Below are 25,467 nucleotides of genomic sequence, written 5' to 3'. Positions count from 1 at the left end.
ATGACACCTGCCTGATGAAGCGCATAACCACTGACATGGGCATATGAAAATAGGATTTTCTTATGAAGCGACTGTTTTGTTTGGCTGCGCTTGCAGCCGCTGCACTGGGGCAAAGTTTTACTGCACAGGCTGCCGGGCTTGAATTTGCGGTGGGGCACACCAGCGAATCGACCATGACCTACCGTCTGGGCTTGAAATCTGATTGGGACAAAAGCTGGCTACAAAGTGATGTGGGGCGTCTGACCGGCTATTGGGATGGGGCTTACACCTACTGGGAAGGTGACAAGTCATCCGCGAGTAATAGCCTGTCGTTCTCGCCCGTGCTGGTGTACGAATTTGCCGGTGGAAGCGTTAAGCCCTATCTCGAAGCCGGGATCGGGGTGGCGTTGTTCTCGCACACTGAAGTGGAGGGCAACCGTCTGGGAACAGCTTTCCAGTTTGAAGACCGTTTGGGGTTTGGCCTGCGCTTTGCCGGTGGTCATGAGGTCGGGATACGTGCGACCCACTATTCCAATGCCGGGATCTCCAGCACCAATGACGGCGTAGAAAGCTATGCGCTGCACTACACCATGCCGCTGTAGGGGCAGGTATTTAGCGATACGCCGTGGCAATGCCCTGGCGTTCATTGAGGCATTCGACTTCGCCCATTTCGAACTCGCGGCAAATCAGTGGTCGAAGCTCATAGATGGTGCACATCATGGTGTTGCGGTCCAAAGCCGCACACCAACCATCATCCAGGCGCAGCATCACTTCGCCGCCCCAGTCATCCTCTGCAATAAAACGCTCGGGCACACCGGTATCGGTGATCAGCATCACTTCCAGCTGGCAGCAGCATGCCGCGCACGTTGAACAGGTAACGGCGGGTTCGGTAATTTCGGTCAGGGGGATGTTGGTCATAGGCGTGCAGTGTAAGGCAGTGCTGGCATCAGGTGTGAATGTGCTGATGAACGCAGATGTATAACCCCCCGTAGATACTCTGTTGCCGGTCAACCCTCCCTGTGGGAGCGAGCCTGCTCGCGAACGACTTTCGCGAGCAGGCTCGCTCCCACAGTTAAAATTTCCTTCAGACCTTGCAGCTGCCGCAGCCGTCGTAAAGTCAGCCATTGCGGTTTGCCAGATGAAACTCGCTCTCAGGATTTACACTTGCTGCGCAACCGGACGTAGCCTGTCGGCAATCGCTACAAGGACCGCAAACAACCCAGCCCACAACAGGCTCAACCCGGCCAGCGTCGGCCACAGGCCCAGCGGGAATTGCACCGCGCCCAGACGTTGCCCGGCGTAATACGACAGCGGTCCACCGATGGCTCCCAGCAAAACAGCACGCCACCAGGGCTTGGCAGTCCACGCCAGGCAGTGGTTCAAGGTGATGGCCAGCAGGGCCCAAAGCAACATCAGCCAGAACGGAATCACTATGCCGGGCTGCTTGAAGGCGAAAACATCGGCATTGAGCAACAGGCTGTCCACCGTACTGCCGAGCACGCACACGACCACTACCAGGCGCACTTCTGCCAATGAGCGGCTGATAAACAGAAGATGCACCAGCAGGGCGCCCGCGGCCAGCAGCAACCACAGGCTGTTGCCTCCCAATACACAGGCAAACCAGCCGAGCTGGAACAGCCCGGCATTTACCAGGTTTTTAGGCATTGAAGCGACCAAGCAATGGTTCGGGCATGGCCGCCGGCTTGGCCAGCAACAATTGTGCGGTGCCGATGCTGCGCTCGAGAAAGCCGCCCTCGCAGTAGCACAGGTAAAACTCCCACAGGCGCAGAAAGTATTCGTCGTAGCCCAATTCCGTTAAACGGCCGTGTGCGCGGCGAAAGTTCTCATGCCACAAGCGCAGGGTTTTGGCGTAGTGCAGGCCAAAATCCTCCATATGCATCAGATTCATATCGGTGTCCTTGCCGACAATTTCGAGCATTTTTTGCACGCTAGGCAGTGCACCACCGGGAAAGATGTAGCGCTGGATAAAGTCCACGCTACTTTTTGCCTGCTCGTAACGCTGCTCGCGAATGGTGATGGCTTGCAGCAGCATCAGGCCGTGGGGCTTGAGCAAGCGGGCGCATTGCTTGAAGTAACTGGGCAAGAAGTGATGGCCGACTGCTTCGATCATCTCGATCGACACCAGCTTGTCGTATTGCCCGGTCAGGTCGCGGTAATCCTCCAGCAGTAACGTTACTTGCTCTTGTAAGCCCAGCGCTTCGATGCGGGTTTGGGTGTAGTCGAATTGCTCTTTGGACAATGTAGTCGTCGTCACCTTGCAGCCGTAATGTTGCGCTGCATACAGCGCCATGCTGCCCCAGCCGGTACCGATTTCCAGCAAATGGTCTGCGGGCTTGAGGTCGAGCTTCTGGCAGATGCGCTGCAGCTTGTTAAGCTGGGCTTGCTCCAGGGTGTCGTCAGCCGTTAAGAACTGCGCGGCGGAATACATCATGGTCGGGTCGAGGAATTGCTCGAACATGTCATTACCCAGGTCGTAATGCGCAGCAATGTTTTTTTGCGAGCCCTTGCGGGTGTTGCGATTGATCCAGTGCAAGCCACGAATCAGCGGGCGACCCAGGCGGGCCAGGCCACCTTCCATGGCATCAAGCACGTCCATGTTGCTGACCAGTACGCGGATCACTTTGGTCAGGTCAGGTGAACTCCAGTAGCCATGAATAAAGGCTTCGCCGGCGCCAATCGAGCCGTTGCTGGCGATCATGCCCCAGACACTTGTATCGTGAATCTGCACCTCGCCGACCAGGCCCGCGCCGCTGTCACCGAAGATCAGGCGTTCACCGTTTTCGGTGATCACCAGATGCCCGCTTTTCAATTGACTGAGCTGGCGCAGCACCCCGCGTCGCAGTAGTGCGCTGGTCAGGTTGTGGGTAGTCGACAGTGAGGTTTTGCTCACCAGGCTAGGGCTCTTCATGGCGTTGATCCTTGGGTTGCAGGGCGGCAATGCGAAAGGCGCCGTCGGCGGCCTGGTGGGAAAAAATCGGTGTGCGTTTAAGAAACAGGCGCAAGGCTTGCCAGTAAATGGCCAGGCAGGTTTTGGCGGTCATCCACGGGAACTGCCGCAGATAGCGGTGCAGGCCCGGGCGGTCCAGGGGAGTGCGTTGCAGGTTGAGGGTGGCATCAAACAGTTTCAGATCACCTTGCCAGTCGGCCATATGCACCCCGAGCCGGGCCTGGGGCGGGCTGAAGCTCATGTGGTATTCCAGATCCCGTGGCAGAAAAGGTGATACGTGGAAGGCTTTGGCCACGGCAACGTGGGAAAGACCGTCTCCATTGGCGGGAAGCACATAGTGATAACGTTCGCGCCAAGGCGTATTGGTGACTTCACACAGGAGGGCGGCCAGTTTTCCGTCAGCTTCGTAACAATAGAAGAAGCTCACCGGGTTGAAGGAAAGCCCCCAACTGCGGGCTTGTGTGAGCACGCATATCGGGCCTTGCGGCGTATACCCCAAAGCGCTGGAAACTTGCTGGCGTACCGCATCAATCAGGCGCATGCCGGTTGCGGTGAAGGTTTTCAGGTAATCGGTTTCACGAAACGAGAAGGGCGCAAAACGACTTTTGCCTGCCAGTGGTGAAAGCCCCAGTACAGCGTCTTGCTCATCCAGATCCAGATACAACAGGCCGATCTGATAGCGAAAGGCATGGGGCTTTGGAGCAAAGCGCCGATGGCCGATCCAGCCGCTGTACAGGGCGCTGTTCATAATTGCTGACCAAAGGCCTGGGCCACGCGCAAGGCGCTGACCACGCCGTCTTCATGGAAGCCGTTGGCCCAATAAGCGCCACAAAAGTAGCTGTGCTGTGCGCCCAGCAGTTCTTGCCAGCGCGCTTGCGCGGCGACGGCGTCCAGGCTGTATTGCGGGTGGGCATAGGTGTAGCTGGCCAGCACTTTGAGCGGGTCAATTGCTGCGGTTTGGTTGAGACTGACGCAAAAAGTGGTCTCGCTCTGAATCCCTTGCAGGATGTTCATATCGTAGGTTACGGCTGCACGTTTTTGTCCTGCACCGCCCAGGCGATAATTCCAGCTAGCCCAAGCCAGCTTTCGGTCGGGTAGTAATCGGGTATCGGTGTGCAGCACGACCTCGTTGTCGGCGTATGGCATGGCTCCCAGAATCTGTTGTTCGGCAACCGAGGGCTTGGCCAGCAGCTTCAGGGCCTGGTCGCTGTGACAGGCAAAGATCACCTTGTCGAAAGATTCAGTACCACCAACGCTGTGCACCAGAACGCTTTCGGCATTGCGTTCAACCTGGATAACCGGGCAGTTGCGGCGAATCCTGTCGGCAAATCCTGCGCTCAAGGGTTTTAGGTAGCTACTGGAACCGCCTTCAATCACACGCCATTGCGGGCGATTGCTGACGCTGAGCAGGCCGTGATTCTTGAAAAAGCGCACAAAGAACTGCAATGGAAAGGCTTGCATCTCGACCAGGGACATCGACCAGATCGCAGCCCCCATCGGCACGATATAGTGTTCGATAAAGCGCGAGCCATAACCCCGCAGTCGCAAGTAGTCGCCCAACCGGGTGTTGCTGGCAATACGTTGTTCGTCCAGGTCGCGAATGGCCTCGCGATTGAAACGCAAAATATCGCGCAACATGCCCCAGAACCTGGGCGACAACAGGTTGCTGCGCTGGGCGAACAGGCTGTTGAGGGTATTGCCGTTGTATTCGAGGTTGCTGTCGGTGTCGTGGACTGAAAAACTCATTTCAGTGGCTTTGGAGCCAACACCCAATTGCTCCATCAATTTGATGAAATTAGGGTAAGTCCAATCGTTGAACACAATAAAGCCGGTGTCCACGGCATAGGTTTGGCCTTTGACGCTCACATTGACGGTATGGGTGTGCCCGCCGATCCAGTCGCTGGCCTCGAACACGCTGACATCATGTTCTTTATGCAGCAGGTAGCCGCAGGTCAGCCCTGAAATCCCGCTGCCAATGATCGCTATTTTCATGATGGCTTACCGTCGGATGTACGTGCCAGACGCTTGCCTAACGCCACTTGCAGGCGCTTTGGCAGGTTTGCCAGCAGCCGCAAGGAGGCAATGAACAGCGTCGGGAAGGCGATCTCCAGCGGGCGTTTTTCCAGGCGCTGGCAAATATGCCGTGCCGCCTTGTGTGCAGGCCAGCGCATGGGCATCGGGAAGTCATTGTGTTCAGTGAGCGGGGTATCGACAAAGCCGGGGCTGACCAGGGTGACATCGATCTGTTCCTGGGCCAGATCGATGCGCAACGATTCGAGCAAGTAGCGCAGGCCGGCTTTTGACGCACCGTAGGCCCCGGCCCGTGGCAATGGCCATAAGGTGACCGAGCTGACCACTCCCACCAGATGCGGGCGCGAGCCTGCGCGCAGCAGTGGCAGTGCGCTTTCCAGGCAATAGCTGTTGGCCAGCAGGTTGGTGCGCACCACGCGCTCGACCAGTGCGGCGTCGAAGTGGCGGGCATCAACATACTCACAGGTGCCTGCATTGAGGATTACGGTGTCCAGCGCGCCCCAGGCCTGGATGATGCGCTTGCCAATTTCGCGTACCTGCAGGCTGTCGGTCAGGTCGCCGGGCACCAGCAAGACCTGTCCGGGGTAACGGTCGGACAAGGCTTTCAAAGGCGCCAGCGTGCGGGCTGTCAATGCCAGCCGGGCGCCACTACTGAGCAACTCTTCGGCCATTTGCGCACCAATGCCGCTGCTCGCGCCCGTGAGCCAGATCCGCCGCCGATCAGCCATGGCTGGCCTCCAGCATTTGCCGGGAGGGCAGATTTTTGAAGGCGCTCAAGGCGCGGTCGCGGCTTTGGCTCAAGTTGACGATGGGCGCCGGGTAATTGGCCACGCCAAACAGCCCGCCCACCGACGCGGGGTTGTGCACCTGTTTTTTGTTCAGCTCGGCCAGTTCGGGCAGCCAGTGCTTGATAAATTTACCCTCGGGGTCGAAGCGTTCGGACTGGGTGATCGGGTTGAAAATACGGAAATACGGCACCGAGTCGGTTCCCGTGGATGAACTCCATTGCCAGCCGCCATTGTTGGCGGCCAGATCACCGTCGATCAGATGCTGCATAAAAAAGCGCTCGCCCTCGCGCCAGTCGATCAGTAGATTTTTGGTCAGGAACATAGCCACTACCATGCGCAGGCGGTTGTGCATCCAGCCGGTTTCCAGCAGTTGCCTGATGGCCGCGTCGATAATCGGGAAGCCAGTGCGGCCCTGTTTCCAGGCGGCCAGTTCATCCGGCGCGTGGCGCCAGGGCAGGTATTCGGTTTCCGGACGAAAGGCGCGGTGACGTGAGACCCGTGGGTAGCCCACCAGGATATGTTTGTAGAACTCGCGCCACAGCAGCTCGGTGATCCAGGTAAATACCCCCGGGCTGCCGCTTTCAAACTCGCCGTTGTTGCTTTGCAATGCGGCGTGCAGGCATTGGCGGGGTGAGATCACACCTGCCGCGAGGTAGGCCGACAGCTGGCTGGTACCGGGTTTGGCGGGCAGGTCGCGTTCGTCCTGATAGTAGTGGATCTGCTCATCGGCAAACTGTGCCAGGCGTTGGCGAGCCTGATCCTCGCCTGCTGGCCACAATGCGCGCAGCGAATCGCTGGGTACGGCAAAACCGCTGACAGACTTGGGTATGACGTCGCTCTGGATATTCAGCGGTGATTGTTTTTCAGGCCTGGCAACCAGCTTGGGCAAGGCCATGTGCAGGCGGTTGTAGCAGATGCGGCGAAACTGGCTGAAGACCTGAAAGTACGAGCCCGACTGCGTGAGGATGCTGCCCGGCTGGAACAACAGTTGGTCGAGGTAACCGTGAAACTCGATGCCCTGAGCTTCAAGGGCCCGGGCAACTGCCTGGTCGCGGCGGGTTTCATGGATGCCATATTCCTGGTTGGTGTGTACCGCCTCAACTCCGTGCTGCTGGCACAGCTCAAGGAGCACCGCAGGCGCCTGGTCCCAGCTGGGCGCAGTACGAATAAGCAAAGGAATATTGAGCTGTTGCAGGCTGTTGCTCAGCGTGCGCAGATTGCGCAGCCAGAAGTCTACCTTGCTTGGCGCATCGTCATGGGCCAGCCATTGCTCGGGGCTGATCAGGTATACGGCCAGGGTGGGGCCGCGTTTGGCAGCGGCGCTCAGGGCGGTGTTGTCGTCGTGGCGCAAGTCGGTGCGCAGCCAGATCAGTTGCATATCATTTCCTAGCGATAAAGGCCGAGTTGGCTGAGGCGTTGATGGGCCTCTACCGGGTTGTGGGCCAGATACAATCCTGCGATCTCGGTTGTACTTACGGACAACTGGTCGAAGTGGATGCATACCGTCGGTCCGGCGATCAGGATCGGGCAGTCGATACCCTGCAGCAGTCGGGGCAGTTGATGGGTATTGAGGGTTTTGCTGGAGTACAGCACCACGGCGCGGGGCTTCAAATGCTCGACAGCCAGGCCCAGTTCGCCGCCGGGCACAGGTGCGTCGAAGACTTCGACCGGGCAGTGGCTGCTGCTGACCAGCAAGGCGGTCAGCCACAGTTGCGGCTCGAAGGGCAGGTCGGAATGATTGATCAGCAGTACCGGCGCGCCCTTGAGCGAACGGTTGTTGTGATAAATCCGTGCCCCCAGCTTGCTGCGCAGCCAGGAGTGGAAAAACACCCGCTCCAATTGCGCACCGAACTGCCCTTGCCAGCGTTGTTCCAGCTCGCTCAAAAGAGGCAGCAGCAGTTGTTCACAGAGCGGGCGGGCGGGGTAGAGCGACATTGCCTGGTTAAAGCAGTCGTCGAGGCGGCGTTCGGCCAGCTCACTGATGGCTTCAATCATGGTTTGCCGCCACGCCTGCCAGTCGCTGTCAGGTGCCGGGGCGAGAGTCGGCGGCGCGTTGAGTAGCGGCTTGATCTGGCTGACCGACACGCCACGGTTGAGCCACAACAAAATCTGCTGGATGCGCTGGATATGCTCGGTCGAGAACAGGCGATGGCCCTTGGCCGTGCGGTGCGGCACGATCAAGCCGTAGCGGCGTTCCCAGGCACGCAGGGTCACGGCATTCACACCGGTGATGCGCGACACTTCGCGGATGGGCAACCAGCCTTCGGCCAGTGCCTGGCTGTAGTCCGTACCAGGGGTGTTGGACATGATCAGGTCATCATTCATGGTCAGATGGCATTACGCAGGCTGAGGTCTTCCGGGTGCGGCTGCAGGTAAACCTGGCGCGAGATGTACGGGTGGGGGTGCAGGCGAAAGTGATGCTTGAGCAGGGTCAACGGGACCACCAGTGGCACGATGCCGTGCAGGTACTGGCCAATCAGTTGCTGGACTTCCTGCTTGTCTTCGGCGCTGATGGCTTGCTTGAGGTAGCCGCTGATATGTTGCAGCACATTGGTGTGGGTGCGGCGGGTGGCGCATTTTTTCAGGGCTTTCATCAGTTCGCTGAAGTACTGCGGTGCAATGCCCATAGGGTCTTGCTTGCCAAGGCTGCCGAGCAGGTTGCCGAGGGTTTTGTACTGCACCGGATGATGGGCCATCAGCAGATATTTGTAGCGGGCATGAAACTCGGTCAGTGAGCGGCGGGTAACGCCCTGTTTGAGCAGTGCCTGCCAGGCGCTGTAGGCGTACACCCGGGTCATGAAGTTTTCCCGCAGCACCGGGTCGTTCAAACGGCCGTCTTCTTCCACGGGTAAATCGGGTTGAGCGTCACAGAATGCCCGGGCGTAGATGCCGCGCCCGCTCAGTTCGGCAGGGCGTCCGCCGTCCTGATACACCTTGACCCGCTCCAGGCCACAGGAAGGTGACTTCTGCATGAAGATGTAGCCGCAGATATCGGTGTGCGCCGCGGCCATTTCCACGCCGTAGTCGTGCAGGGGCCGGGTCACGTCCAGCGTGCTGTCGACCGTGCCGACAGCCTGGGGTTGTAAGGGGTTGCCCACCAATCGCACCGGCTGGCGCGGAATACCCAGACCGATGGCGACCTCGGGGCAAAGCGGGACAAATTCGAAGTGTTGGGTCAGGGCCTGGCTGCACAGGCGTGACTCTTTATGCCCGCCGTTGAACCGCACTTCAGCCCCCAACAAGCAGGCGCTGATGGCTATTTTGGGTTTGTGCCGGGCAGATGTGGGGCTGGGCATGTGACGAACCTCCAAGAATTACTTGTACATCTTTTTGGTGATGTACAACTTGAGTTCATCATATGCCAGATGTTGTACAAGTCAAATTTCTTGTACAGGTATTTTGGAGGGTTGTTAATCCCGCGTAGCAGCTGCTCGTTCCTGCGGCAGCTGCTGCGGCACGTGTTGTGGCTTCAATCCAGATGCTCGATCAGCCGTCGCGCTGCTTCCTGGCCGCTGAGCCAGGCGCCTTCCACGCGACCTGACAAGCACCAGTCACCACAGGCATACAGGCCCAGATCGGAGTCGGCCAGCGCGCCCCATTCATGCGCCGCAGCAGGGCGGGCGTAGAGCCAGCGGTGGGCCAGGCTGAAAATCGGTGCGGGAGTAGGGAAGTGCATCAACTCGGCAAATGCGCCGTGCAGATGTTCGATCACTGACTCTTTGGGCAGGTCGAGGTTCTGTTTGCTCCAGGCACTGGTGGCGTGCAGGACCCAGGTGTCAGGCTGGCTGTCGCGCCCGGGTTTGCTGCGGTTACGGGCCAGCCAGTCCAGCGGGCTGCCTTGCACGAAGCAGCCTTCCATGGGCGTGTCGAGGGGGGATTCGAACGCCAGTGCCACGGCCCAGGCCGGTTCCATTTTCACACCGGCAGCAGCGCTTGCGAGCTTGGGTGCGCTGGCCAGCAGGGACGTGGCTTGTGGTGCCGGAGTGGCGATGATGACGTGGCTGAACGGGCCGTGTTCCTCACCTTCGGCATCCAGCAAGTGCCAGCGTTTTTCGCCGCGTATAAGGTCGGTGATCTGGCAGGAGAAACTCACGGGCAAATGGCCCAGCAGGCCTCGGGTAATGGCGCTCATGCGCGGCGTGCCCACCCAGCGGGTTTGCTCGTCGGGTGAGGGGCTTAACAGGCCATTTTTATAGTGGTACAGGTGCGGTTCCCACTCGGCGGCCCAGCCTTCGGCTTGCCATTGCTGGACTTCATCGACAAAACGGCGGTCGCGTGCGGTGAAATACTGAGCCCCCAGGTCCAGTACCCCGACATCACTGCGCTTACTCGACATGCGTCCCCCGCTGCCCCGGCTTTTATCGAACAATTGAATTGCATGCCCCGCCTTGTGCAGGGCATTTGCGGCTGACAGCCCGGCTATGCCGGCACCGATAATTGCGATGGGTACAGTCATTGTGGCCCCCGATCTCTGTTTGCACAGACTACGCCGTCGGCAATACCTGTACAATTATGTTTTTTAGTATAGGTTTTAGTGTTTGCTTCAGATCCATGTGGCCTATTCTTAAATCAGCTCAACGACCGATAAAAGGTCTTTATATAAAAATAGACCAGTGCTCCCGATAAAACTCCTTGTGAGGATCAACTCATGCACATTTTGCTGACCGGCGGTACAGGCTTGATAGGGCGTCAGCTCTGTCGTCACTGGCTGGCGCAAGGCCATCGCCTCAGTGTGTGGAGCCGTCGCCCCGAACAGGTGGCTCAATTATGCGGTGCCCAGGTCAAAGGGATTGCCCTGCTTGAAGAGCTTGGTGAGGAGCCGATTGATGCGGTGATCAACCTGGCCGGCGCGCCGATTGCCGATCGGCCCTGGACCCGCAAGCGCAAGGCTTTGTTGTGGAGCAGCCGCATCACCTTGACCGAGACCCTTGTGGGTTGGTTGCAAAGTCGTGCGCAAAAGCCTTCAGTGCTGGTATCGGGTTCGGCGGTGGGCTGGTATGGCGACGGTGGTGAGCGCGAGCTGACAGAAGAGTCGCCGACGGTGAGTGAGGATTTCGCCAGCCACTTGTGTATCGCCTGGGAAGAGACCGCTCAGCGGGCACAGGTTTTGGGGGTGCGCGTGGTCCTGGTGCGCACGGGGCTGGTGCTGGCGTCCGAAGGCGGCTTTTTGTCGCGCCTGTTGTTGCCGTTCAAGCTGGCGCTGGGCGGGCCGATAGGCAATGGTCGGCAATGGATGCCGTGGATTCATATCAATGACCAAATCGCCCTGATTGATTTTCTTGTGCATGAGAATGCCGCAAGCGGTCCTTATAATGCCTGCGCGCCGCATCCGGTACGCAATGGCGAATTTGCTCAGGTGCTGGGTCGCGTGTTGCACCGCCCGGCCTTTATGCCCATGCCTGCCTTTGTGTTACGTGTGCTGCTCGGCGAGATGGCCGGTTTGTTGCTGGGTGGCCAGCGGGCTCAACCGGCAAAACTGCTGGCAGCGGGTTTTACTTTTCAGTTCACCGATTTGCGTGCGGCGCTCGAAGATGTCGCCGCCCGCCCCTGAAATAGGAAGTTGCATGACCGATCACGCGCTGTTGCTGGTTAACCTGGGTTCGCCGGCGTCTACTTCGGTAGCGGATGTACGCAGCTACTTGAATCAGTTTTTAATGGACCCGTACGTCATCGATCTGCCGTGGCCGGTGCGACGCTTGCTGGTGTCGCTGATTCTGATCAAGCGGCCCGAGCAATCGGCCCATGCCTATGCCTCGATCTGGTGGAAGGAAGGTTCGCCGCTGGTGGAACTGAGCCGCCGTTTGCAACAGGCCATGACCAAAGAGTGGAGCCAGGGCCCGGTCGAGCTGGCAATGCGTTACGGCGAGCCATCGATTGAAACCGTGTTGACCCGTATCGCTGCGCAGGGCATCAAAAAGGTCACTCTGGCGCCGCTTTACCCGCAGTTCGCCGACAGCACCGTGACCACGGTGATTGAAGAGGCCAAGCGGGTGGTAAAGGCCAAAAAGCTGCCTGTCCAGTTCTCCATCCTGCAACCGTTCTATGATCAGCCCGAATACCTCGATGCTCTCGTGGCAAGTGCCCAACCGCATCTGGAGCAGGATTACGATCACTTGCTGCTGAGCTTTCACGGCTTGCCCGAGCGGCATTTACACAAGCTGGATCCGACCGGCAACCACTGCTTCAAAAATGATGACTGCTGCAAGAATGCATCGCCTGCGGTACTTGCCACCTGTTATCGGGCGCAGTGTCTGCGCACCGCACAGGCCTTTGCCGAGCGCATGGGCTTGCCTGAAGGGAAGTGGTCGGTGGCGTTCCAGTCCCGTCTGGGCCGGGCCAAGTGGATTGAACCCTACACTGAGGCGCGTCTGGATGCGTTGGCCAAGCAAGGGGTAAAGAAGATTCTGGTGATGTGCCCGGCGTTTGTGGCCGATTGCATTGAAACCCTGGAAGAGATTGGCGATCGCGGACGCGAGCAGTTTATCGAGGCGGGGGGCGAGGAGTTGGTGCTGGTGCCGTGTCTCAATGACCACCCGCAGTGGGCGCAGGCGTTGAACACGTTGTGTGAGAGGGCGCCGCTGGCCCTGTAGGAAACCCCTGTGGGAGCGGGCTTGCTCGCGATGCAGTCAACGCGGTCTATCTGTTGGATAGAGGTGATGCCATCGCGAGCAAGCCCGCTCCCACAAGGATTACAGGTCAGATGACGGGCCCGTCACCTTTTTTCTTGTGCTTCCAGCTGTCATTGCCCGGCAGGATCAGGTTCAGCGCAATCGCCACAATGGCGCACAGCGCGATGCCTTTGAGACCGAAGTCCTCAGGCCCCATCCCCGTACCGATCAGTACGCCGCCAATCCCGAATACCAGGGTCACCGAGACGATTACCAGGTTGCGTGCTTCGCTCAGGTCGACTTGATGGCGGATCAGGGTGTTCATGCCCACCGCCGCAATCGAACCGAACAGCAGGCACAGAATCCCGCCCATCACCGGCACTGGAATGCTTTGCAGCAGTGCGCCGAACTTGCCGATAAATGCCAGGCTGATGGCGAAGATCGCCGCCCAGGTCATGATTTTCGGGTTGTAGTTCTTGGTCAGCATCACCGCGCCTGTCACTTCGGCGTACGTGGTGTTGGGTGGGCCACCCAGCAAGCCGGCTGCAGTGGTGGCAATGCCGTCACCGAACAGTGTGCGGTGCAGGCCCGGTTTTTTCAGGTAGTCGCGACCGGTTACGCTGCCTACGGCAATGACACCGCCGATATGTTCAATGGCCGGGGCAAGTGCCACGGGGACGATAAACAGAATCGCCTGCCAGTTGAACTCGGGCGCGGTGAAGTGCGGTAGCGCAAACCAGGGGGCGGCGGCGATCTTGGCGGTGTCGACAACACCGAAGTAGAACGCCATGCCAAAACCTACCAGCACGCCGGCAATGATCGGCACCAGACGGAAAATCCCTTTGCCGAATACGGCCACGATCAAGGTGGTCAGCAGTGCTGGCATCGAGATCAGCATGGCCGTCTGATAGTGAATCAGCTCGGTGCCATCTTCAGCGCGACCCATGGCCATGTGTGCAGCAATGGGTGCCATCGCGAGGCCGATCGAGATAATCACCGGGCCAATCACCACAGGTGGCAGCAGGCGGTCAATAAAACCGGTGCCCTTGAGCTTTACCGCGAAACCGAGAAAGGTGTACACGAAACCGGCTGCCATCACGCCGCCCATGGTCGCGGCCAGGCCGAACTGACCCTTGGCGAGAATGATCGGAGTAATGAAAGCGAAACTCGAAGCCAGAAAGACCGGCACCTGGCGCCGGGTCACGATCTGGAACAGCAGAGTCCCGAGACCCGCCGTGAACAGCGCAACGTTAGGGTCCAGGCCTGTAATCAAAGGCATCAACACCAACGCGCCAAAGGCCACGAAGAGCATCTGCGCGCCAGATATGATCTGGCGCCAGAGCGGGTCGTTGAACTCGTCCTGCATGTTAAATGTCCTTTTGCTTGGTGCCGAAGATCTTGTCGCCGGCATCACCCAAGCCCGGAATGATGTAGCCGTGCTCGTTCAAACGCTCATCAATGGAGGCGGTGTAGATGGTTACGTCCGGGTGAGCGGCTTCAACAGCTGCAATCCCTTCAGGCGCAGCAACCAGCACCATGGCGCGGATTTCCTTGCAGCCTGCTTTTTTCAGCAGATCAATGGTGGCAACCATCGAGGAACCGGTGGCCAGCATCGGGTCGATAATCATCGCCAGACGCTCGTTGATTTCCGGTACCAGTTTTTCCAGGTAAGTGTGGGCCTGGAGGGTTTCTTCATTGCGGGCAATGCCGACAGCACTGACCTTGGCGCCCGGGATCAGGCTAAGGACGCCTTCAAGCATGCCGATACCTGCACGCAGGATCGGGACGACGGTAATTTTCTTACCGGCGATTTTTTCAACTTGAACAGTGCCACACCAGCCGTCGATATCGTAGGTTTCGAGGGTCAGGTCACTGGTGGCTTCATAGGTCAGCAACGCGCCGACTTCCTGAGCGAGCTCGCGGAAATTCTTCGTGCTAATGTCAGCACGACGCATCAGGCCGAGTTTGTGACGGATTAGCGGATGGCGTATCTCACGGATAGGCATAGGGAAAAACTCCGGGGGCAGGCAAAAAAACCGGCCTAGATTAATCTAATCCGGGGTGATGTCCTACAGACATTACTGCACGTTAGTCCATAAATGCTTGATCTGAGCCAAGCGGATGCGTACCTTTGCCCGCTTTTCTTGCACAACACCCCCTGGAGAGCGTCATGTCTGCTGATCTCGAGCATATCCGTCAAATCATGCGAGAGGCTGACTGCCTGTACACCGAAGCTGAAGTCGAGGCAGCCATTGCCCGCGTTGGCGCGCAAATCACGGCTGAAATGGCCGAGACCAATCCAGTGGTATTTTGTGTGATGAACGGCGGCCTGATTTTTTCCGGCAAGCTGCTTACCCATCTGCAATTTCCGCTTGAAGCGTCGTATTTGCATGCGACACGCTATCGCAATGAAACCACGGGTGGTGACCTGTTCTGGAAAGCCAAGCCTGAAGTCTCGTTTATAGACCGTCATGTACTGATCATCGATGACATCCTCGATGAAGGTCACACCCTGAGCGCGATCGTTGATTTCTGCAAACACGCCGGTGCCCGTCAGGTGCATACCGCGGTATTGATCGACAAGGAACATGACCGCAAGGCGCGTCCTGACCTGAAGGCCGACTACACGGGCTTGCCTTGCATTGACCGTTACGTGTTTGGCTATGGTATGGACTACAAAGGCTACTGGCGTAATGCTGCCGGCATTTATGCCGTCAAAGGTATGTAATAAAGGTCGTTGAAGCTGACCCCTGGAAGGCTTCAACCTGTCCTGTCTTCACGAGAGCGCCGACATGCTGGCTATATTCCTTCAGACGCTCTCCATTACGGCTCCCGTGTTTGCCATGCTGTTTTTAGGCGTGGTGCTCAAGCGCGTGGGCTGGATCAATGACAACTTTATCCATACGGCGTCGGCATTGGTGTTTAACGTCACCATGCCGGCGTTGTTGTTTTTGGGTATTTTGCACGCCGACCTCAGGGCTGCCTTGCAGCCCAAGGTGCTGGCGTATTTTGTCGCGGCGACCCTGTTCAGCTTTGCCCTGGCGTGGGGCTGGTCAATCTGGCGCTGCCCGCGGGAAGATCGCGGCATCTACACCCAGGGCGCTTTTCGCGGTAATAACGGGGTTATCGGCCTGGCTCTGGCGGCCAGCATGTACGGCGACTACGGGATTTCACTGGGGGCAGTGCTCGCCGGCCTGGTGATCCTGCTCTACAACACCCTGTCGACCATCGTATTGGCGGTTTACAGCCCGGTCATCAAGTCCGATCCGTGGAGTATCTGCAAAAGCGTGGTCAAAAACCCGCTGATCATCAGTGTTCTGGCTGCAGTGCCCTTTGCGCTGTTCAAGATCAGCTTGCCTGGCTGGTTGCAGGCATCGGGTGAGTATCTGGCGGCGATGACCTTGCCGCTGGCGCTGATTTGCATCGGTGGCACGCTGTCATTGGCGAGCCTGCGCAAAAGTGGCGACATGGCGCTGAGCGCCAGCCTGGTGAAAATGGTCAGCATGCCGCTGCTGGCAACCCTCGGCGCCTGGATCTGCGGTTTTCGCGGGCCGGAACTGGGGATTTTGTTCCTGTACTTCGCCAGCCCTACGGCGGCTGCCAGTTATGTCATGGCGCGGGCAGCCAATGGTAATCACGAGCTGGCAGCAGCGATTATCGTGATCACCACCTTGATGGCGGCTATCACCACCAATATCGGGATTTTTGTGTTGCAGTGGGGCGGCTGGATTTAATCTCAGGCTGGATCGTTCAGGTTTCTGCATGCAGGCCCGATTTGTTTGGGTGTCCAGGTCGGATAGGTGTGCGGCAAAACCAGTACAGGCGTACTGATGACCAGGCCGTCGGCCATCGTGGCCTCTATGTAGTTGGCGCTCCAGCCCTCTTCGGGTGAGTTCAACTCAACGGTAAGCGTGTTGTTTTCGGTCATGACAATCGGGGTGGCTTCGTACCTGATACCGCAGGCCAGTCGGAAATCACGATCATTGAGATTGAACGCGCGCCATTGAACCAGTTTGGTGGGGCGTTCAGAAAACCCAAGTTGCATTTTTGAACTTGCCGATTCGGTTTTTTCGATGGTTGTTAGGGTCGGTAATGGACGTTTCTGTTGCAGTCGGTTGGTAAAAGCAATCAACGAACTCTCGATAAATGCCTTGATCCCGTAATGGTTTGCGTTGGGTGCGACACGGAGCATTTTTGTTCCAGGCAACGCGTCAAAATAAAACCGTGCGTTGTCCGGGAGAAAAAAGTCATCGCTGCTGGCATTCACGATGTACTTGGGGATTGTCATCCTGTCGGTTGATGATTTGACATAGAGCAGAGGGTCTTCTATCTGCATCAGTTTGTCGAAATCAGCCGTTTCTAACTGTTGCGTAATGCCTTCGTGGTGATAGGCATTGAAAGCAATCGGCCAGCTTTTACCATAAGCACCATAGGTGTGTTTCAGAACCGCTTTGGTGTTGAGAATATCGATAACAAAGGGAGCTATTGCGCTCACCCGCGAGTCTGTCAGCGCCGTCATCCATACCGCCCACCCCCGTTTGGACGCGCCGCTGGCAATAAAACGATCTATTTGCCATGGCTTGAGCTCCTGTTGGGCAAGGTCCATGGCTTTGACCAGTGTGAGCATCATGGGAATGTGCAGCGAAAGAAATGGCCGGGTCTCAGGGTTTTTTAGAAACAGAGACCAGCTATGGGCCACGCTGTCATCTTCGCGACGCGCCAGGTCATCATCGGTATAGGTCAGGTACTGATTCGGGATATTGCTGACAGAGACCACAATGGTTTGCGTTTGCCGGGCAATGCCGAGTGCCATTTCTTCGGTAAAGTCTGTTGAAGGTTGCAGGGGTTTGTCGGTTGCAGGGATATTGATCCCGTTATTGGCGATCAATAGTGCCTGGCTATTCAATGCAGCTTGCGGAATATAGATATCGACAGTGTGAACCCAGTCGGTCGGGCGAGCGTAGTCATGCCCTGTCCAGCGCTGGGACTGAAGCTCGAAGCGACGTCTTTCCACCCCGGGAAACAATGTTGAGCCGATGAACTTATGCGTCAGCGCCTGATCAGCTTGAGCCTGTTTGTAGCAGCCCAATACTTTACTGAAATCTTGACCGTTGTTGATGAAGCAGGTCATCGCGGCATCCGATGCGTAACTGCAACCGCTTGTCAGCAAGGTGAGGGCGAGTAAAACGAGGGAGCGAAGTGAGTTCATGGCAGGCCCGTAAATACCAGAGGCGCATGTTATCGCGCGGCATCCTCCATGTTTACGGGAGTTATCTAAATACTTCAGCAGGATGTACCTGTCTTTGTTGTAGGTTTTGTTCCTGCATTAAGTGGTAATCACCACGCCTCAATGTTGTCGGCGCCATGCACGCAAAGTGCTGAACAGCAGAAACAGCAACAAAGCCGGCAGAATGTAAAACAGCATCAGATGCTCGAGCTTGCCTGCCAGCGGCATGCCGGTGGTGAATGACACTACGTGCAGGCCATACGCCAGATACAAGCCGAGAAACAGCAAGCCTTCCGCCCGTGTCACCCGATAGCCGCTATAGAACACCGGCAGGCACAGTGCTGCGACGCCCAGCATTACCGGCAGGTCGAAGGCCAGTGCATTGGGCGACACCGACAGTGGCGCGGGCGCCAGCAGGGCGGTGAGCCCCAATACGCCCAGCAGGTTAAACACGTTGCTGCCAATGACGTTGCCCACCGCAATTTCACGCTGGCCGCGAAATGCAGCAATCAGGGAAGTGGCCAGCTCGGGCAGTGAGGTACTCACGGCGATGATGGTCAGGCCGATGATGCGTTCGGACAGGCCCAGCTCTGAAGCCACCTCGACGGCAGCGCCCAGCAGCAGATGGCCGGCAAACCCGAGGAGGAGCAAGGCGCAGCCCATCTGCGTGAGTGTGCGTAGCCATGAAGCGTAAGGGGTGTCGCGGCCGGGGTGGTGGTGACCGCTGTGGCGGGATTGGTGCAGCAGCAAGAACAGGTACACCAGCAAGCCGACCAGCAACAGTGCGCCGTCCAGGCGGTCGAGTTGATGGTTCAGGGCCAGTGCAAACACCATGATGCTGGCGAGAATCATCAACGGGATGTCCAGGCGCACCAGCTGTCGCGACACCCGCAGTGGAATAATCAGCGCCGAAAGCCCGAGGGTGACGAGGATGTTAAAAATATTGCTGCCAATGACACTGCCCACGGCAATGTCCGCGGTGTCATTGAGCGCGGCCTGCAGGCTGACCGTCATCTGGGGTGCGCTGCTGCCCATTGCTACCACGGTCAAGCCGACCAGAAGTGGCCGTACCTTCAATTTGCTCGCAATGTGCTCTGCGCAGCGCACCAACAGCTGCGCACCTGCAATCAACAGCACCAGGCCGCCGAACAGTTGCAGCACGCTCCACGCAGATAATGCGTTCAAGCCGAAAATAGTGACCCCCTCGCTTAGTCGCTCAAGCCCTGGACCCGGACTTTAGCCGTGCCACTGCGCAGCATATCCAACTGCCTGGCGGCCTGGCGTGAAAGATCGATCAAGCGGCTGCGGGTATGCGGGCCGCGGTCATTGATGCGTACCACGACGGATTTGTCGTTGCTCAAGTTGGTGACCAGTACCCGCGTCCCGAAAGGCAGGGCGGGATGGGCAGCGGTAAGGGCATTTTGGTCGAAAGGTTCACCGCTGGCGGTTCGCTTGCCGTGGTGGCGAGCGCCGTAATAGGAGGCAATGCCGGTTTTGTCATAGCCGCGGGGGTCTATGTCATGGCTGGCACAGCCGGCGAGCAAGCTGAGCAGGGCGCAGGCGCCGAGTAGCTGCTTCATGGGGGAATCCTTCTGTTGCGGGAAATAACCACAAAAATCTGTGGGAGCGGGCAAGCCCGCTCCCACAGTTGAGTGGCTTAGCCTTCGAGTTTGCTTTTCAGCAGCTCGTTGACCTGTTGCGGGTTAGCTTTGCCTTTGGACGCTTTCATCGCCTGGCCGACAAAGAAACCGAACATCTTGCCGCGCTTGGCTTCGTCTGCCGCACGGTATTGCTCGACCTGCTCTGCGTTGGCCGCCAGCATTTCGTCCAGCACCTTTTCAATGGCGCCGCTGTCGGTGACTTGCTTGAGACCGCGCTTTTCGATGACCTCGTCAGCGCTGCCCTCGCCATTGGCCATTGCTTCAAGCACCACTTTGGCAATCTTGCCGGAGATGGTGTTGTCCTTGATGCGCTGCAGCATGCCGCCCAGCTGTTCGGCGCTTACCGGTGACTGGTCGATGTCCAGGCCTTGCTTGTTAAGCAGGCTGCCCAGCTCAACCATGACCCAGTTGGCCGCCAGCTTGGCGTCGCCGCTGATGCTCACGACTTTTTCGAAGTAGTCCGCCTGTTCGCGGCTGGAGGCCAAAACGCTGGCGTCGTAAGCCGACAGGCCGAACTGCGACTGGAAGCGCTCGCGCTTTTGCGGTGGCAGTTCTGGCAGGGTGGCGCGAACCTGTTCGATAAACGCATCTTCGATCACCACCGGCAGCAGGTCCGGATCGGGGAAGTAACGGTAGTCGTTGGCTTCCTCCTTGCTGCGCATGGCGCGGGTTTCGTCCTTGTTCGGGTCATACAGGCGGGTTTGCTGGATAACCTTGCCGCCGTCTTCGATCAGCTCGATCTGGCGCTGGATTTCGCTGTTGATCGCCTTCTCGATAAAACGGAACGAGTTGACGTTCTTGATCTCGCAGCGGGTGCCGAACTCGGCCTGACCCACCGGGCGCACCGATACGTTGCAGTCGCAACGCAGCGAGCCTTCGGCCATGTTGCCGTCGCAGATACCCAGGTAACGTACCAGGGCGTGCATGGCTTTGACGTAGGCCACGGCCTCTTTGGCGCTGCGCATGTCCGGTTCGGAAACGATTTCCAGCAGCGGTGTGCCCGCGCGGTTCAGGTCGATGCCGGTGGAGCCGCTGAAGTCTTCGTGCAGGCTTTTGCCGGCGTCTTCTTCAAGGTGCGCGCGGGTAATGCCGACCCGCTTGACGGTGCCGTCTTCCAGAGTGATGTCCAGGTGACCCTTGCCGACGATCGGCAACTCCATCTGGCTGATCTGGTAGCCCTTGGGCAGGTCGGGGTAGAAATAGTTCTTGCGGGCAAACACGTTGTGCTGACCGATCTCGGCATCTACTGCCACGCCGAACATGACGGCCATGCGCACGGCCTCCTGGTTCAGTACCGGCAATACGCCGGGCATGCCCAGGTCTACCAGGCTGGCCTGGGTGTTCGGTTCTGCACCAAAGGTGGTGGCACTACCGGAGAAAATCTTCGATTGGGTGGCGAGCTGGGAGTGAATTTCCAGCCCGATCACAACTTCCCATTGCATATGTTTCTCCTCAGAAGCCGGCAGGTGAGCGCGTGTGCCAGTCAGTGTTCAACTGATACTGGTGGGCGACGTTGAGCAGGCGACCTTCCTGGAAATAAGGTGCAAGCAACTGCACGCCCACTGGCAAGCCATCGACAAAACCGGCTGGCATCGACAGGCCCGGCAGGCCCGCGAGGTTGGCGGTGATGGTGTAGACGTCTTCCAGGTAGGCGGAAACCGGGTCGCTGTTTTTAGCGCCGATTTTCCAGGCCGGGTTAGGCGTGGTCGGGCCGAGGATGATGTCGACTTCGTTGAATGCCGCCATGAAGTCGTTTTTGATCAGGCGACGGATTTTTTGCGCCTGCAGGTAGTAAGCGTCGTAGTAGCCCGCCGACAGGGCGTAGGCCCCCACCAGGATCCGGCGCTGTACTTCCGGGCCAAAGCCCTCGGCGCGCGAGCGCTTGTACAGGTCAGTGAGGTCCTTGGGGTTTTCGCAGCGATGGCCGAAGCGCACACCGTCAAAACGCGACAGGTTGGACGAGGCCTCGGCAGGTGCGATGACGTAGTACGCAGGAATCGCGTGCTGCATGTTCGGCAGGCTGATCGGCTTGATCACGGCGCCGAGTTTTTCCAGTTCCTTGATGCTGTTGTGGATCAGCTCGGCGATACGCGTGTCGAGGCCTTCGCTGAAGAACTCTTTAGGCACGCCGATACGCAGGCCATTCAGCGAACCATTGAGGTTGGCGCTGAAGTCCGGTACGGGTTCGTCAATGCTGGTGGAGTCTTGCGGGTCGAAACCGGCCATGCCTTGCAGCAGGATGGCGCAGTCTTCGGCCGTGCGAGCCAGCGGGCCGGCCTGGTCGAGGCTGGAGGCGTAGGCGATCATGCCCCAGCGCGAAACGCGACCGTACGTCGGTTTCAGGCCTGTGAGGTTGGTCAGGGCTGCCGGCTGTCGGATTGATCCGCCAGTGTCGGTCCCCGTCGCGGCAGGCAACAGGCGGGCGGCAACGGCGGCGGCCGAACCACCCGACGAACCGCCGGGTACGTGGTCAAGGTTCCACGGGTTTTTGACCGCGCCGTAGTAGCTCGATTCGTTGGCCGAACCCATGGCGAACTCGTCCATGTTGGTCTTGCCCAGGCTTACGGCGCCGGCAGCGGCCAGCTTGGCTACCACTGTGGCGTCGTACGGTGCCTTGAAGTTGTCGAGCATCTTCGAGGCGCAGCTGGTGCGTACGCCCAGGGTGCAGAACAGGTCCTTGTGAGCGATCGGGGCGCCCAGCAGGGCACCGCTTTCACCGTTGGCGCGACGTGCGTCAGCGGCCTTGGCCTGCTCCAGGGCAAGGTCTTCGGTGAGGGTGATAAAACTGTTGAGCTGAGGATCGAGCTGGGCGATACGCGCCAGCAGGGTCTTGGTCAGCTCTTCGGAAGAAAACTTTTTATCGGCGAGTCCGCGGGCGATCTCGGCCAGAGTCAATTGATGCATGCAGGCGCTTTCCCTTTACTCGATGACTTTCGGAACCAGATAGAGGCCGTTTTCGACCGCCGGTGCGATGGACTGATACGCCTCGCGATGATTGCTCTCAGTCACGACGTCTGCACGCAGGCGCTGGCTGGCTTCCAGTGGGTGGGCCAGAGGCTCGATACCGGTCGTGTCGACGGCCTGCATCTGATCAATCAGCCCCAAAATGCTGTTAAGGGCTTCGGTGGTGCGTGGAATATCGGCATCATTGAGGCCAAGACGGGCCAAATGTGCGATTTTTTCCACGTCGGAGCGGTCTAGCGCCATGGGATTCTCCAGTGGAAAACAGGACGGATGCTATCCGTGTGTTAGATTGTCGGAACACTACCGCATTTCTACGGTCATATGGCCGCGATTGTGGGTGTTGGTGCTCAGAAAAGCGCCCAATTTAACATATTGGCGCCTTGCCCAAAATCCCTGTCGTTGTTAGAGTTTGCCGCACTTTTTTACCCACGCGTTGCCTAGGGTCCCTTTCCCATGTTCAAGAAACTGCGTGGCATGTTTTCCAGCGATCTTTCCATCGACCTGGGCACTGCCAACACCCTTATTTACGTGCGCGAGCGCGGTATTGTCCTGAATGAGCCATCAGTTGTGGCTATTCGGACACACGGTAACCAGAAAAGTGTCGTTGCTGTCGGCACCGAGGCCAAGCGCATGCTTGGCCGTACACCGGGCAACATTGCTGCCATTCGTCCGATGAAGGACGGCGTTATCGCCGATTTCAGCGTTTGCGAAAAAATGCTGCAGTACTTCATCAACAAGGTGCATGAAAACAGTTTCCTGCAACCTAGCCCGCGAGTCTTGATTTGCGTGCCTTGCAAATCGACTCAGGTAGAGCGTCGCGCCATTCGTGAATCGGCACTCGGTGCCGGTGCCCGTGAAGTGTTCCTGATCGAAGAACCAATGGCTGCGGCCATCGGTGCAGGCCTGCCGGTTGAAGAAGCTCGTGGCTCGATGGTTGTCGATATCGGTGGCGGTACCACTGAAATCGCGCTGATCTCCCTGAACGGTGTGGTTTACGCCGAATCCGTACGGGTAGGTGGCGACCGTTTCGACGAAGCAATCATCACCTATGTGCGCCGTAACTACGGCAGCCTGATCGGTGAATCGACTGCCGAGCGCATCAAGCAGGAAATCGGCACTGCCTACCCGGGTGGTGAAGTACGTGAAGTCGACGTACGCGGCCGTAACCTGGCAGAGGGCGTACCACGTGCCTTCACCCTGAACTCCAATGAAGTGCTCGAGGCTCTGCAAGAGTCGCTGGCAACCATCGTTCAGGCCGTGAAAAGCGCGCTGGAACAGTCTCCGCCAGAGCTGGCTTCGGACATCGCCGAGCGTGGCCTGGTACTGACCGGTGGTGGCGCCTTGCTGCGTGACCTCGACAAGTTGCTGGCTCAGGAAACCGGACTGCCGGTGATTGTTGCCGAAGACCCGTTGACCTGTGTTGCGCGTGGCGGTGGCCGTGCGCTGGAAATGATGGATAAACACACGATGGACCTGCTCTCCAGCGAATAAGATCGCGTGGTGCAGCCCTTTCGTTATCATCAGAAGGTAGCACTTTGCAGTGCTGCCTTTTGGCGTTTATCTTCTGTCAATCTTCATCCAGGCCGCTTGAAGCCGTATGAATAAATTGAACACCTGCCCGGGAGGAGCGGCTTATTAAACCGCTCTTTTCCAAAGGCCCCTCATTGGGCGTGCGCTTTCTGGTGCTGGTCGTGCTATCGGTCGCGCTAATGGTAGTGGACGCTCGCTTTACGTTACTCAAGCCTGTGCGCAGCCAGATGTCTCTGGTACTGATGCAGTCCTACTGGATCACCGATCTGCCGCAGCGTTTGTGGCAGGGTGTGGCCAGTCAGTTCGGCAGCCGCACTGAGCTGGTGGCTGAAAACGAGAAACTCAAAACCGAAAACCTTCTGCTTCAGGGGCGCATGCAAAAGCTGGCGGCCTTGACCGAGCAGAACGTTCGCCTGCGCGAGTTGCTCAACTCTTCGGCGCTGGTCAACGAAAAGGTCGAAGTGGCCGAGCTGATCGGCATGGACCCCAACCCCTTCACTCATCGCATCATCATCAACAAGGGTGAACGTGACGGCGTTGTGCTGGGCCAGCCGGTACTCGATGCCCGCGGTCTGATGGGGCAGGTGGTTGAGTTGATGCCCTACACCTCGCGTGTCCTGTTGCTGACCGATACCACCCATAGCATTCCAGTGCAGGTCAACCGTAACGGGTTGCGGGCGATTGCCAGCGGTACAGGCAACCCCGAGAGCCTTGAACTGCGTCATGTTGCTGACACGGCGGATATCAAGGTGGGTGACCTGTTGGTCAGCTCTGGCCTGGGGCAGCGCTTCCCGGCCGGTTATCCGGTGGCAACGGTAAAGGAGGTGATTCACGATTCGGGTCAGCCCTTTGCCATTGTGCGGGCCGTGCCGACGGCAGCCCTGAATCGCAGCCGTTACCTGCTGCTGGTGTTCAGTGACAGCCGTACCCCTGAAGAGCGGGCCAACGATGCGGCCAAGGCTCAGCAGGCTGAACAAAACGGTGAACCGCCGCCGATCATTCCGGCGACGGTGCCCAAGCCGGTTGCGCCTGCAGCGGCCGTTATCCCGGCGGCTGTGGCTCCAGCTCCGGCGGCTGTTGCCGAGCCCAAGACCGTGAAAAAACCTGCGCCCGCTGCAACCCCTGCCGCCAAGCCGCCAGCCGCCGTGCCGGCCACTACCCGGGAGAGGCAATAAATGGCGAGTACCCGTTCGCGTAACGGCTGGATCATCTGGCTGACATTTGCCATTGGCCTGTTGCTCAGTATTTCACCCATGCCCCAGTTCATGGAAATCCTGCGCCCGCTCTGGCTGGCATTGCTACTGGCTTTCTGGGCCTTGTACATGCCGCACAAAGTGGGCATGGTCACCGCGTTTTGCCTGGGGTTGGCGGAGGATGTGCTGTATGGCACGTTGCTGGGGCAGAACGCCCTGACCCTGACCCTGATTACCTTTCTGGTGCTGTCCCTTCAGCAGCGCTTGCGGGTGTTCCCGATGTGGCAGCAATGCCTGGTGCTTCTGGTTGTGTTCGGCCTGGCGCAGCTTGCCCAACTGTGGCTCAGTGCGTTGACCGGCAATCGCCAGCCAACGCTGGCGCTGGTGTTGCCGGGTGTGGTCAGTGCCCTGCTGTGGCCCTGGGTCAGTTACGGGCTGCGCGGGCTGTGCAGACGCTTCAAAATCAATTAACCGGATACGAGCCATTTCCTGGTTTGTGCACCTCGACAGGGAGATGT

At 58.4% G+C, this 25,467-nt stretch carries 26 protein-coding genes; 8 read left to right on the top strand and 18 right to left on the bottom strand.

Going from position 1 to position 25,467, the window contains the following annotated elements:
- Positions 1-62 precede the first annotated feature (62 nt).
- On the top strand, positions 63-581 hold the full coding sequence (locus V6L81_RS22410; RefSeq protein ID WP_095001103.1) for an acyloxyacyl hydrolase: 519 nt from the start codon (positions 63-65) through the stop codon (positions 579-581).
- 10 nt (positions 582-591) lie between these two features.
- On the opposite strand, the gene V6L81_RS22405 is transcribed toward V6L81_RS22410, so the two are convergent.
- From V6L81_RS22405 to V6L81_RS22360, 10 genes are all read right to left on the bottom strand, one after another.
- A complete protein-coding gene (locus V6L81_RS22405; protein WP_095001104.1) occupies positions 592-897 on the bottom strand; it encodes a YkgJ family cysteine cluster protein in 306 nt (101 codons plus the stop codon).
- Positions 898-1,137: 240 nt separating this feature from the next.
- The gene (locus V6L81_RS22400) at positions 1,138-1,644 is read right to left on the bottom strand and encodes a DUF2878 domain-containing protein (RefSeq protein WP_323165837.1); all 507 of its coding nucleotides are present in this window, start codon (positions 1,642-1,644) and stop codon (positions 1,138-1,140) included.
- On the bottom strand, positions 1,637-2,908 hold the full coding sequence (locus V6L81_RS22395; protein ID WP_296300745.1) for a cyclopropane-fatty-acyl-phospholipid synthase family protein: 1,272 nt from the start codon (positions 2,906-2,908) through the stop codon (positions 1,637-1,639). Before V6L81_RS22395 ends, V6L81_RS22400 begins: the two co-directional genes overlap by 8 nt.
- Positions 2,895-3,695: a DUF1365 domain-containing protein gene (locus V6L81_RS22390; protein WP_095018252.1), complete on the bottom strand. Its 801-nt coding sequence runs from the start codon at positions 3,693-3,695 to the stop codon at positions 2,895-2,897. The genes V6L81_RS22395 and V6L81_RS22390 overlap by 14 nt, the downstream gene beginning before the upstream one ends.
- Positions 3,692-4,939, bottom strand: a complete 1,248-nt coding sequence (locus V6L81_RS22385; RefSeq protein WP_095001108.1) for an NAD(P)/FAD-dependent oxidoreductase — start codon at positions 4,937-4,939, stop codon at positions 3,692-3,694. Before V6L81_RS22385 ends, V6L81_RS22390 begins: the two co-directional genes overlap by 4 nt.
- Positions 4,936-5,706: an SDR family oxidoreductase gene (locus tag V6L81_RS22380; RefSeq protein ID WP_095018251.1), complete on the bottom strand. Its 771-nt coding sequence runs from the start codon at positions 5,704-5,706 to the stop codon at positions 4,936-4,938. The genes V6L81_RS22385 and V6L81_RS22380 overlap by 4 nt, the downstream gene beginning before the upstream one ends.
- Positions 5,699-7,144, bottom strand: a complete 1,446-nt coding sequence (phrB, locus tag V6L81_RS22375; RefSeq protein WP_095018250.1) for a deoxyribodipyrimidine photo-lyase — start codon at positions 7,142-7,144, stop codon at positions 5,699-5,701. The genes V6L81_RS22380 and phrB overlap by 8 nt, the downstream gene beginning before the upstream one ends.
- Before the next feature lie 8 nt (positions 7,145-7,152).
- Positions 7,153-8,091: a MerR family transcriptional regulator gene (locus tag V6L81_RS22370; protein ID WP_095001111.1), complete on the bottom strand. Its 939-nt coding sequence runs from the start codon at positions 8,089-8,091 to the stop codon at positions 7,153-7,155.
- Positions 8,092-8,093: 2 nt separating this feature from the next.
- A complete protein-coding gene (locus tag V6L81_RS22365) occupies positions 8,094-9,062 on the bottom strand; it encodes a DUF523 and DUF1722 domain-containing protein (protein WP_130871983.1) in 969 nt (322 codons plus the stop codon).
- A 173-nt stretch (positions 9,063-9,235) separates the two neighbouring features.
- On the bottom strand, positions 9,236-10,222 hold the full coding sequence (locus tag V6L81_RS22360) for an NAD(P)/FAD-dependent oxidoreductase (RefSeq protein ID WP_095001113.1): 987 nt from the start codon (positions 10,220-10,222) through the stop codon (positions 9,236-9,238).
- Between the two features lie 192 nt (positions 10,223-10,414).
- Here V6L81_RS22360 and V6L81_RS22355 point away from each other — a divergent pair, with 192 nt between their 5' ends.
- Both V6L81_RS22355 and hemH read left to right on the top strand, forming a co-directional pair.
- Entirely contained in the window at positions 10,415-11,317 is a 903-nt protein-coding gene (locus V6L81_RS22355) for a TIGR01777 family oxidoreductase (protein ID WP_338660337.1), read from the top strand.
- A 13-nt stretch (positions 11,318-11,330) separates the two neighbouring features.
- Complete coding sequence (hemH, locus tag V6L81_RS22350; RefSeq protein WP_095001115.1) at positions 11,331-12,356, top strand: ferrochelatase; 1,026 nt, start codon at positions 11,331-11,333, stop codon at positions 12,354-12,356.
- A gap of 106 nt (positions 12,357-12,462) precedes the next feature.
- On the opposite strand, the gene V6L81_RS22345 is transcribed toward hemH, so the two are convergent.
- Positions 12,463-13,740 (bottom strand): uracil-xanthine permease family protein, encoded by a 1,278-nt coding sequence (locus tag V6L81_RS22345; protein ID WP_095001116.1) that lies wholly within the window; start codon positions 13,738-13,740, stop codon positions 12,463-12,465.
- A 1-nt stretch (position 13,741) separates the two neighbouring features.
- Positions 13,742-14,380: a uracil phosphoribosyltransferase gene (gene upp, locus V6L81_RS22340; RefSeq protein ID WP_095001117.1), complete on the bottom strand. Its 639-nt coding sequence runs from the start codon at positions 14,378-14,380 to the stop codon at positions 13,742-13,744.
- A gap of 164 nt (positions 14,381-14,544) precedes the next feature.
- Here upp and V6L81_RS22335 point away from each other — a divergent pair, with 164 nt between their 5' ends.
- Together V6L81_RS22335 and V6L81_RS22330 are read left to right on the top strand one after the other, a co-directional pair.
- The gene (locus V6L81_RS22335; protein ID WP_095018249.1) at positions 14,545-15,102 is read left to right on the top strand and encodes a hypoxanthine-guanine phosphoribosyltransferase; all 558 of its coding nucleotides are present in this window, start codon (positions 14,545-14,547) and stop codon (positions 15,100-15,102) included.
- A 64-nt stretch (positions 15,103-15,166) separates the two neighbouring features.
- Positions 15,167-16,108 carry an AEC family transporter gene (locus V6L81_RS22330; protein ID WP_095001119.1) on the top strand — a complete coding sequence of 314 codons (942 nt, stop codon included), beginning with the start codon at positions 15,167-15,169 and terminating at the stop codon, positions 16,106-16,108.
- 2 nt (positions 16,109-16,110) lie between these two features.
- On the opposite strand, the gene V6L81_RS22325 is transcribed toward V6L81_RS22330, so the two are convergent.
- From V6L81_RS22325 to gatC, 6 genes are all read right to left on the bottom strand, one after another.
- The gene (locus V6L81_RS22325; protein ID WP_338660336.1) at positions 16,111-17,583 is read right to left on the bottom strand and encodes a PhoPQ-activated protein PqaA family protein; all 1,473 of its coding nucleotides are present in this window, start codon (positions 17,581-17,583) and stop codon (positions 16,111-16,113) included.
- Positions 17,584-17,721: 138 nt separating this feature from the next.
- Positions 17,722-18,762, bottom strand: coding sequence for a calcium/sodium antiporter (locus tag V6L81_RS22320; RefSeq protein ID WP_338660704.1), 1,041 nt, complete (start codon positions 18,760-18,762; stop codon positions 17,722-17,724).
- Positions 18,763-18,809: 47 nt separating this feature from the next.
- Positions 18,810-19,181 carry a septal ring lytic transglycosylase RlpA family protein gene (locus V6L81_RS22315; protein WP_095018247.1) on the bottom strand — a complete coding sequence of 124 codons (372 nt, stop codon included), beginning with the start codon at positions 19,179-19,181 and terminating at the stop codon, positions 18,810-18,812.
- A gap of 77 nt (positions 19,182-19,258) precedes the next feature.
- A complete protein-coding gene (gatB, locus tag V6L81_RS22310; protein WP_095018246.1) occupies positions 19,259-20,704 on the bottom strand; it encodes an Asp-tRNA(Asn)/Glu-tRNA(Gln) amidotransferase subunit GatB in 1,446 nt (481 codons plus the stop codon).
- Positions 20,705-20,714: 10 nt separating this feature from the next.
- Positions 20,715-22,166: an Asp-tRNA(Asn)/Glu-tRNA(Gln) amidotransferase subunit GatA gene (gene gatA / locus V6L81_RS22305; protein WP_095018245.1), complete on the bottom strand. Its 1,452-nt coding sequence runs from the start codon at positions 22,164-22,166 to the stop codon at positions 20,715-20,717.
- A gap of 15 nt (positions 22,167-22,181) precedes the next feature.
- Positions 22,182-22,469, bottom strand: a complete 288-nt coding sequence (gatC, locus tag V6L81_RS22300) for an Asp-tRNA(Asn)/Glu-tRNA(Gln) amidotransferase subunit GatC (RefSeq protein WP_016781778.1) — start codon at positions 22,467-22,469, stop codon at positions 22,182-22,184.
- Positions 22,470-22,679: 210 nt separating this feature from the next.
- Between gatC and mreB the strand changes: the two genes are divergently transcribed.
- The 3 genes from mreB (at position 22,680) to mreD (ending at position 25,420) form a co-directional block, all read left to right on the top strand.
- On the top strand, positions 22,680-23,717 hold the full coding sequence (gene mreB, locus V6L81_RS22295; RefSeq protein WP_002555108.1) for a rod shape-determining protein MreB: 1,038 nt from the start codon (positions 22,680-22,682) through the stop codon (positions 23,715-23,717).
- 143 nt (positions 23,718-23,860) lie between these two features.
- A complete protein-coding gene (gene mreC / locus V6L81_RS22290; RefSeq protein WP_095001124.1) occupies positions 23,861-24,931 on the top strand; it encodes a rod shape-determining protein MreC in 1,071 nt (356 codons plus the stop codon).
- Complete coding sequence (mreD, locus tag V6L81_RS22285; RefSeq protein WP_095001125.1) at positions 24,932-25,420, top strand: rod shape-determining protein MreD; 489 nt, start codon at positions 24,932-24,934, stop codon at positions 25,418-25,420.
- The last annotated feature ends 47 nt before the right edge of the window (positions 25,421-25,467 follow it).

Source organism: Pseudomonas bubulae (genome assembly GCF_037023725.1).
Lineage (GTDB): Bacteria > Pseudomonadota > Gammaproteobacteria > Pseudomonadales > Pseudomonadaceae > Aquipseudomonas > Aquipseudomonas bubulae.
Note: the sequence above shows the minus strand (reverse complement) of the source record. Positions and strands in the feature narration are given on the sequence as shown.

What these genes read in the sequence shown, in the direction of transcription:
- mreD (WP_095001125.1), top strand. Translation starts at nt 24,932, where the DNA reads ATGGCGAGTACCCGTTCGCGTAACGGCTGGATCATCTGGCTGACATTT.
- V6L81_RS22410 (WP_095001103.1), top strand. Translation starts at nt 63, where the DNA reads ATGAAGCGACTGTTTTGTTTGGCTGCGCTTGCAGCCGCTGCACTGGGG.
- V6L81_RS22345 (WP_095001116.1), bottom strand. Translation starts at nt 13,740, where the DNA reads ATGCAGGACGAGTTCAACGACCCGCTCTGGCGCCAGATCATATCTGGC.
- V6L81_RS22365 (WP_130871983.1), bottom strand. Translation starts at nt 9,062, where the DNA reads ATGCCCAGCCCCACATCTGCCCGGCACAAACCCAAAATAGCCATCAGC.
- V6L81_RS22390 (WP_095018252.1), bottom strand. Translation starts at nt 3,695, where the DNA reads ATGAACAGCGCCCTGTACAGCGGCTGGATCGGCCATCGGCGCTTTGCT.
- V6L81_RS22330 (WP_095001119.1), top strand. Translation starts at nt 15,167, where the DNA reads ATGCTGGCTATATTCCTTCAGACGCTCTCCATTACGGCTCCCGTGTTT.
- V6L81_RS22355 (WP_338660337.1), top strand. Translation starts at nt 10,415, where the DNA reads ATGCACATTTTGCTGACCGGCGGTACAGGCTTGATAGGGCGTCAGCTC.
- gatB (WP_095018246.1), bottom strand. Translation starts at nt 20,704, where the DNA reads ATGCAATGGGAAGTTGTGATCGGGCTGGAAATTCACTCCCAGCTCGCC.
- V6L81_RS22370 (WP_095001111.1), bottom strand. Translation starts at nt 8,091, where the DNA reads ATGAATGATGACCTGATCATGTCCAACACCCCTGGTACGGACTACAGC.
- V6L81_RS22315 (WP_095018247.1), bottom strand. Translation starts at nt 19,181, where the DNA reads ATGAAGCAGCTACTCGGCGCCTGCGCCCTGCTCAGCTTGCTCGCCGGC.
- upp (WP_095001117.1), bottom strand. Translation starts at nt 14,380, where the DNA reads ATGCCTATCCGTGAGATACGCCATCCGCTAATCCGTCACAAACTCGGC.
- V6L81_RS22325 (WP_338660336.1), bottom strand. Translation starts at nt 17,583, where the DNA reads ATGAACTCACTTCGCTCCCTCGTTTTACTCGCCCTCACCTTGCTGACA.
- V6L81_RS22385 (WP_095001108.1), bottom strand. Translation starts at nt 4,939, where the DNA reads ATGAAAATAGCGATCATTGGCAGCGGGATTTCAGGGCTGACCTGCGGC.
- V6L81_RS22395 (WP_296300745.1), bottom strand. Translation starts at nt 2,908, where the DNA reads ATGAAGAGCCCTAGCCTGGTGAGCAAAACCTCACTGTCGACTACCCAC.
- gatC (WP_016781778.1), bottom strand. Translation starts at nt 22,469, where the DNA reads ATGGCGCTAGACCGCTCCGACGTGGAAAAAATCGCACATTTGGCCCGT.
- V6L81_RS22335 (WP_095018249.1), top strand. Translation starts at nt 14,545, where the DNA reads ATGTCTGCTGATCTCGAGCATATCCGTCAAATCATGCGAGAGGCTGAC.
- gatA (WP_095018245.1), bottom strand. Translation starts at nt 22,166, where the DNA reads ATGCATCAATTGACTCTGGCCGAGATCGCCCGCGGACTCGCCGATAAA.
- phrB (WP_095018250.1), bottom strand. Translation starts at nt 7,144, where the DNA reads ATGCAACTGATCTGGCTGCGCACCGACTTGCGCCACGACGACAACACC.
- V6L81_RS22360 (WP_095001113.1), bottom strand. Translation starts at nt 10,222, where the DNA reads ATGACTGTACCCATCGCAATTATCGGTGCCGGCATAGCCGGGCTGTCA.
- V6L81_RS22380 (WP_095018251.1), bottom strand. Translation starts at nt 5,706, where the DNA reads ATGGCTGATCGGCGGCGGATCTGGCTCACGGGCGCGAGCAGCGGCATT.
- hemH (WP_095001115.1), top strand. Translation starts at nt 11,331, where the DNA reads ATGACCGATCACGCGCTGTTGCTGGTTAACCTGGGTTCGCCGGCGTCT.
- mreB (WP_002555108.1), top strand. Translation starts at nt 22,680, where the DNA reads ATGTTCAAGAAACTGCGTGGCATGTTTTCCAGCGATCTTTCCATCGAC.
- V6L81_RS22405 (WP_095001104.1), bottom strand. Translation starts at nt 897, where the DNA reads ATGACCAACATCCCCCTGACCGAAATTACCGAACCCGCCGTTACCTGT.
- V6L81_RS22400 (WP_323165837.1), bottom strand. Translation starts at nt 1,644, where the DNA reads ATGCCTAAAAACCTGGTAAATGCCGGGCTGTTCCAGCTCGGCTGGTTT.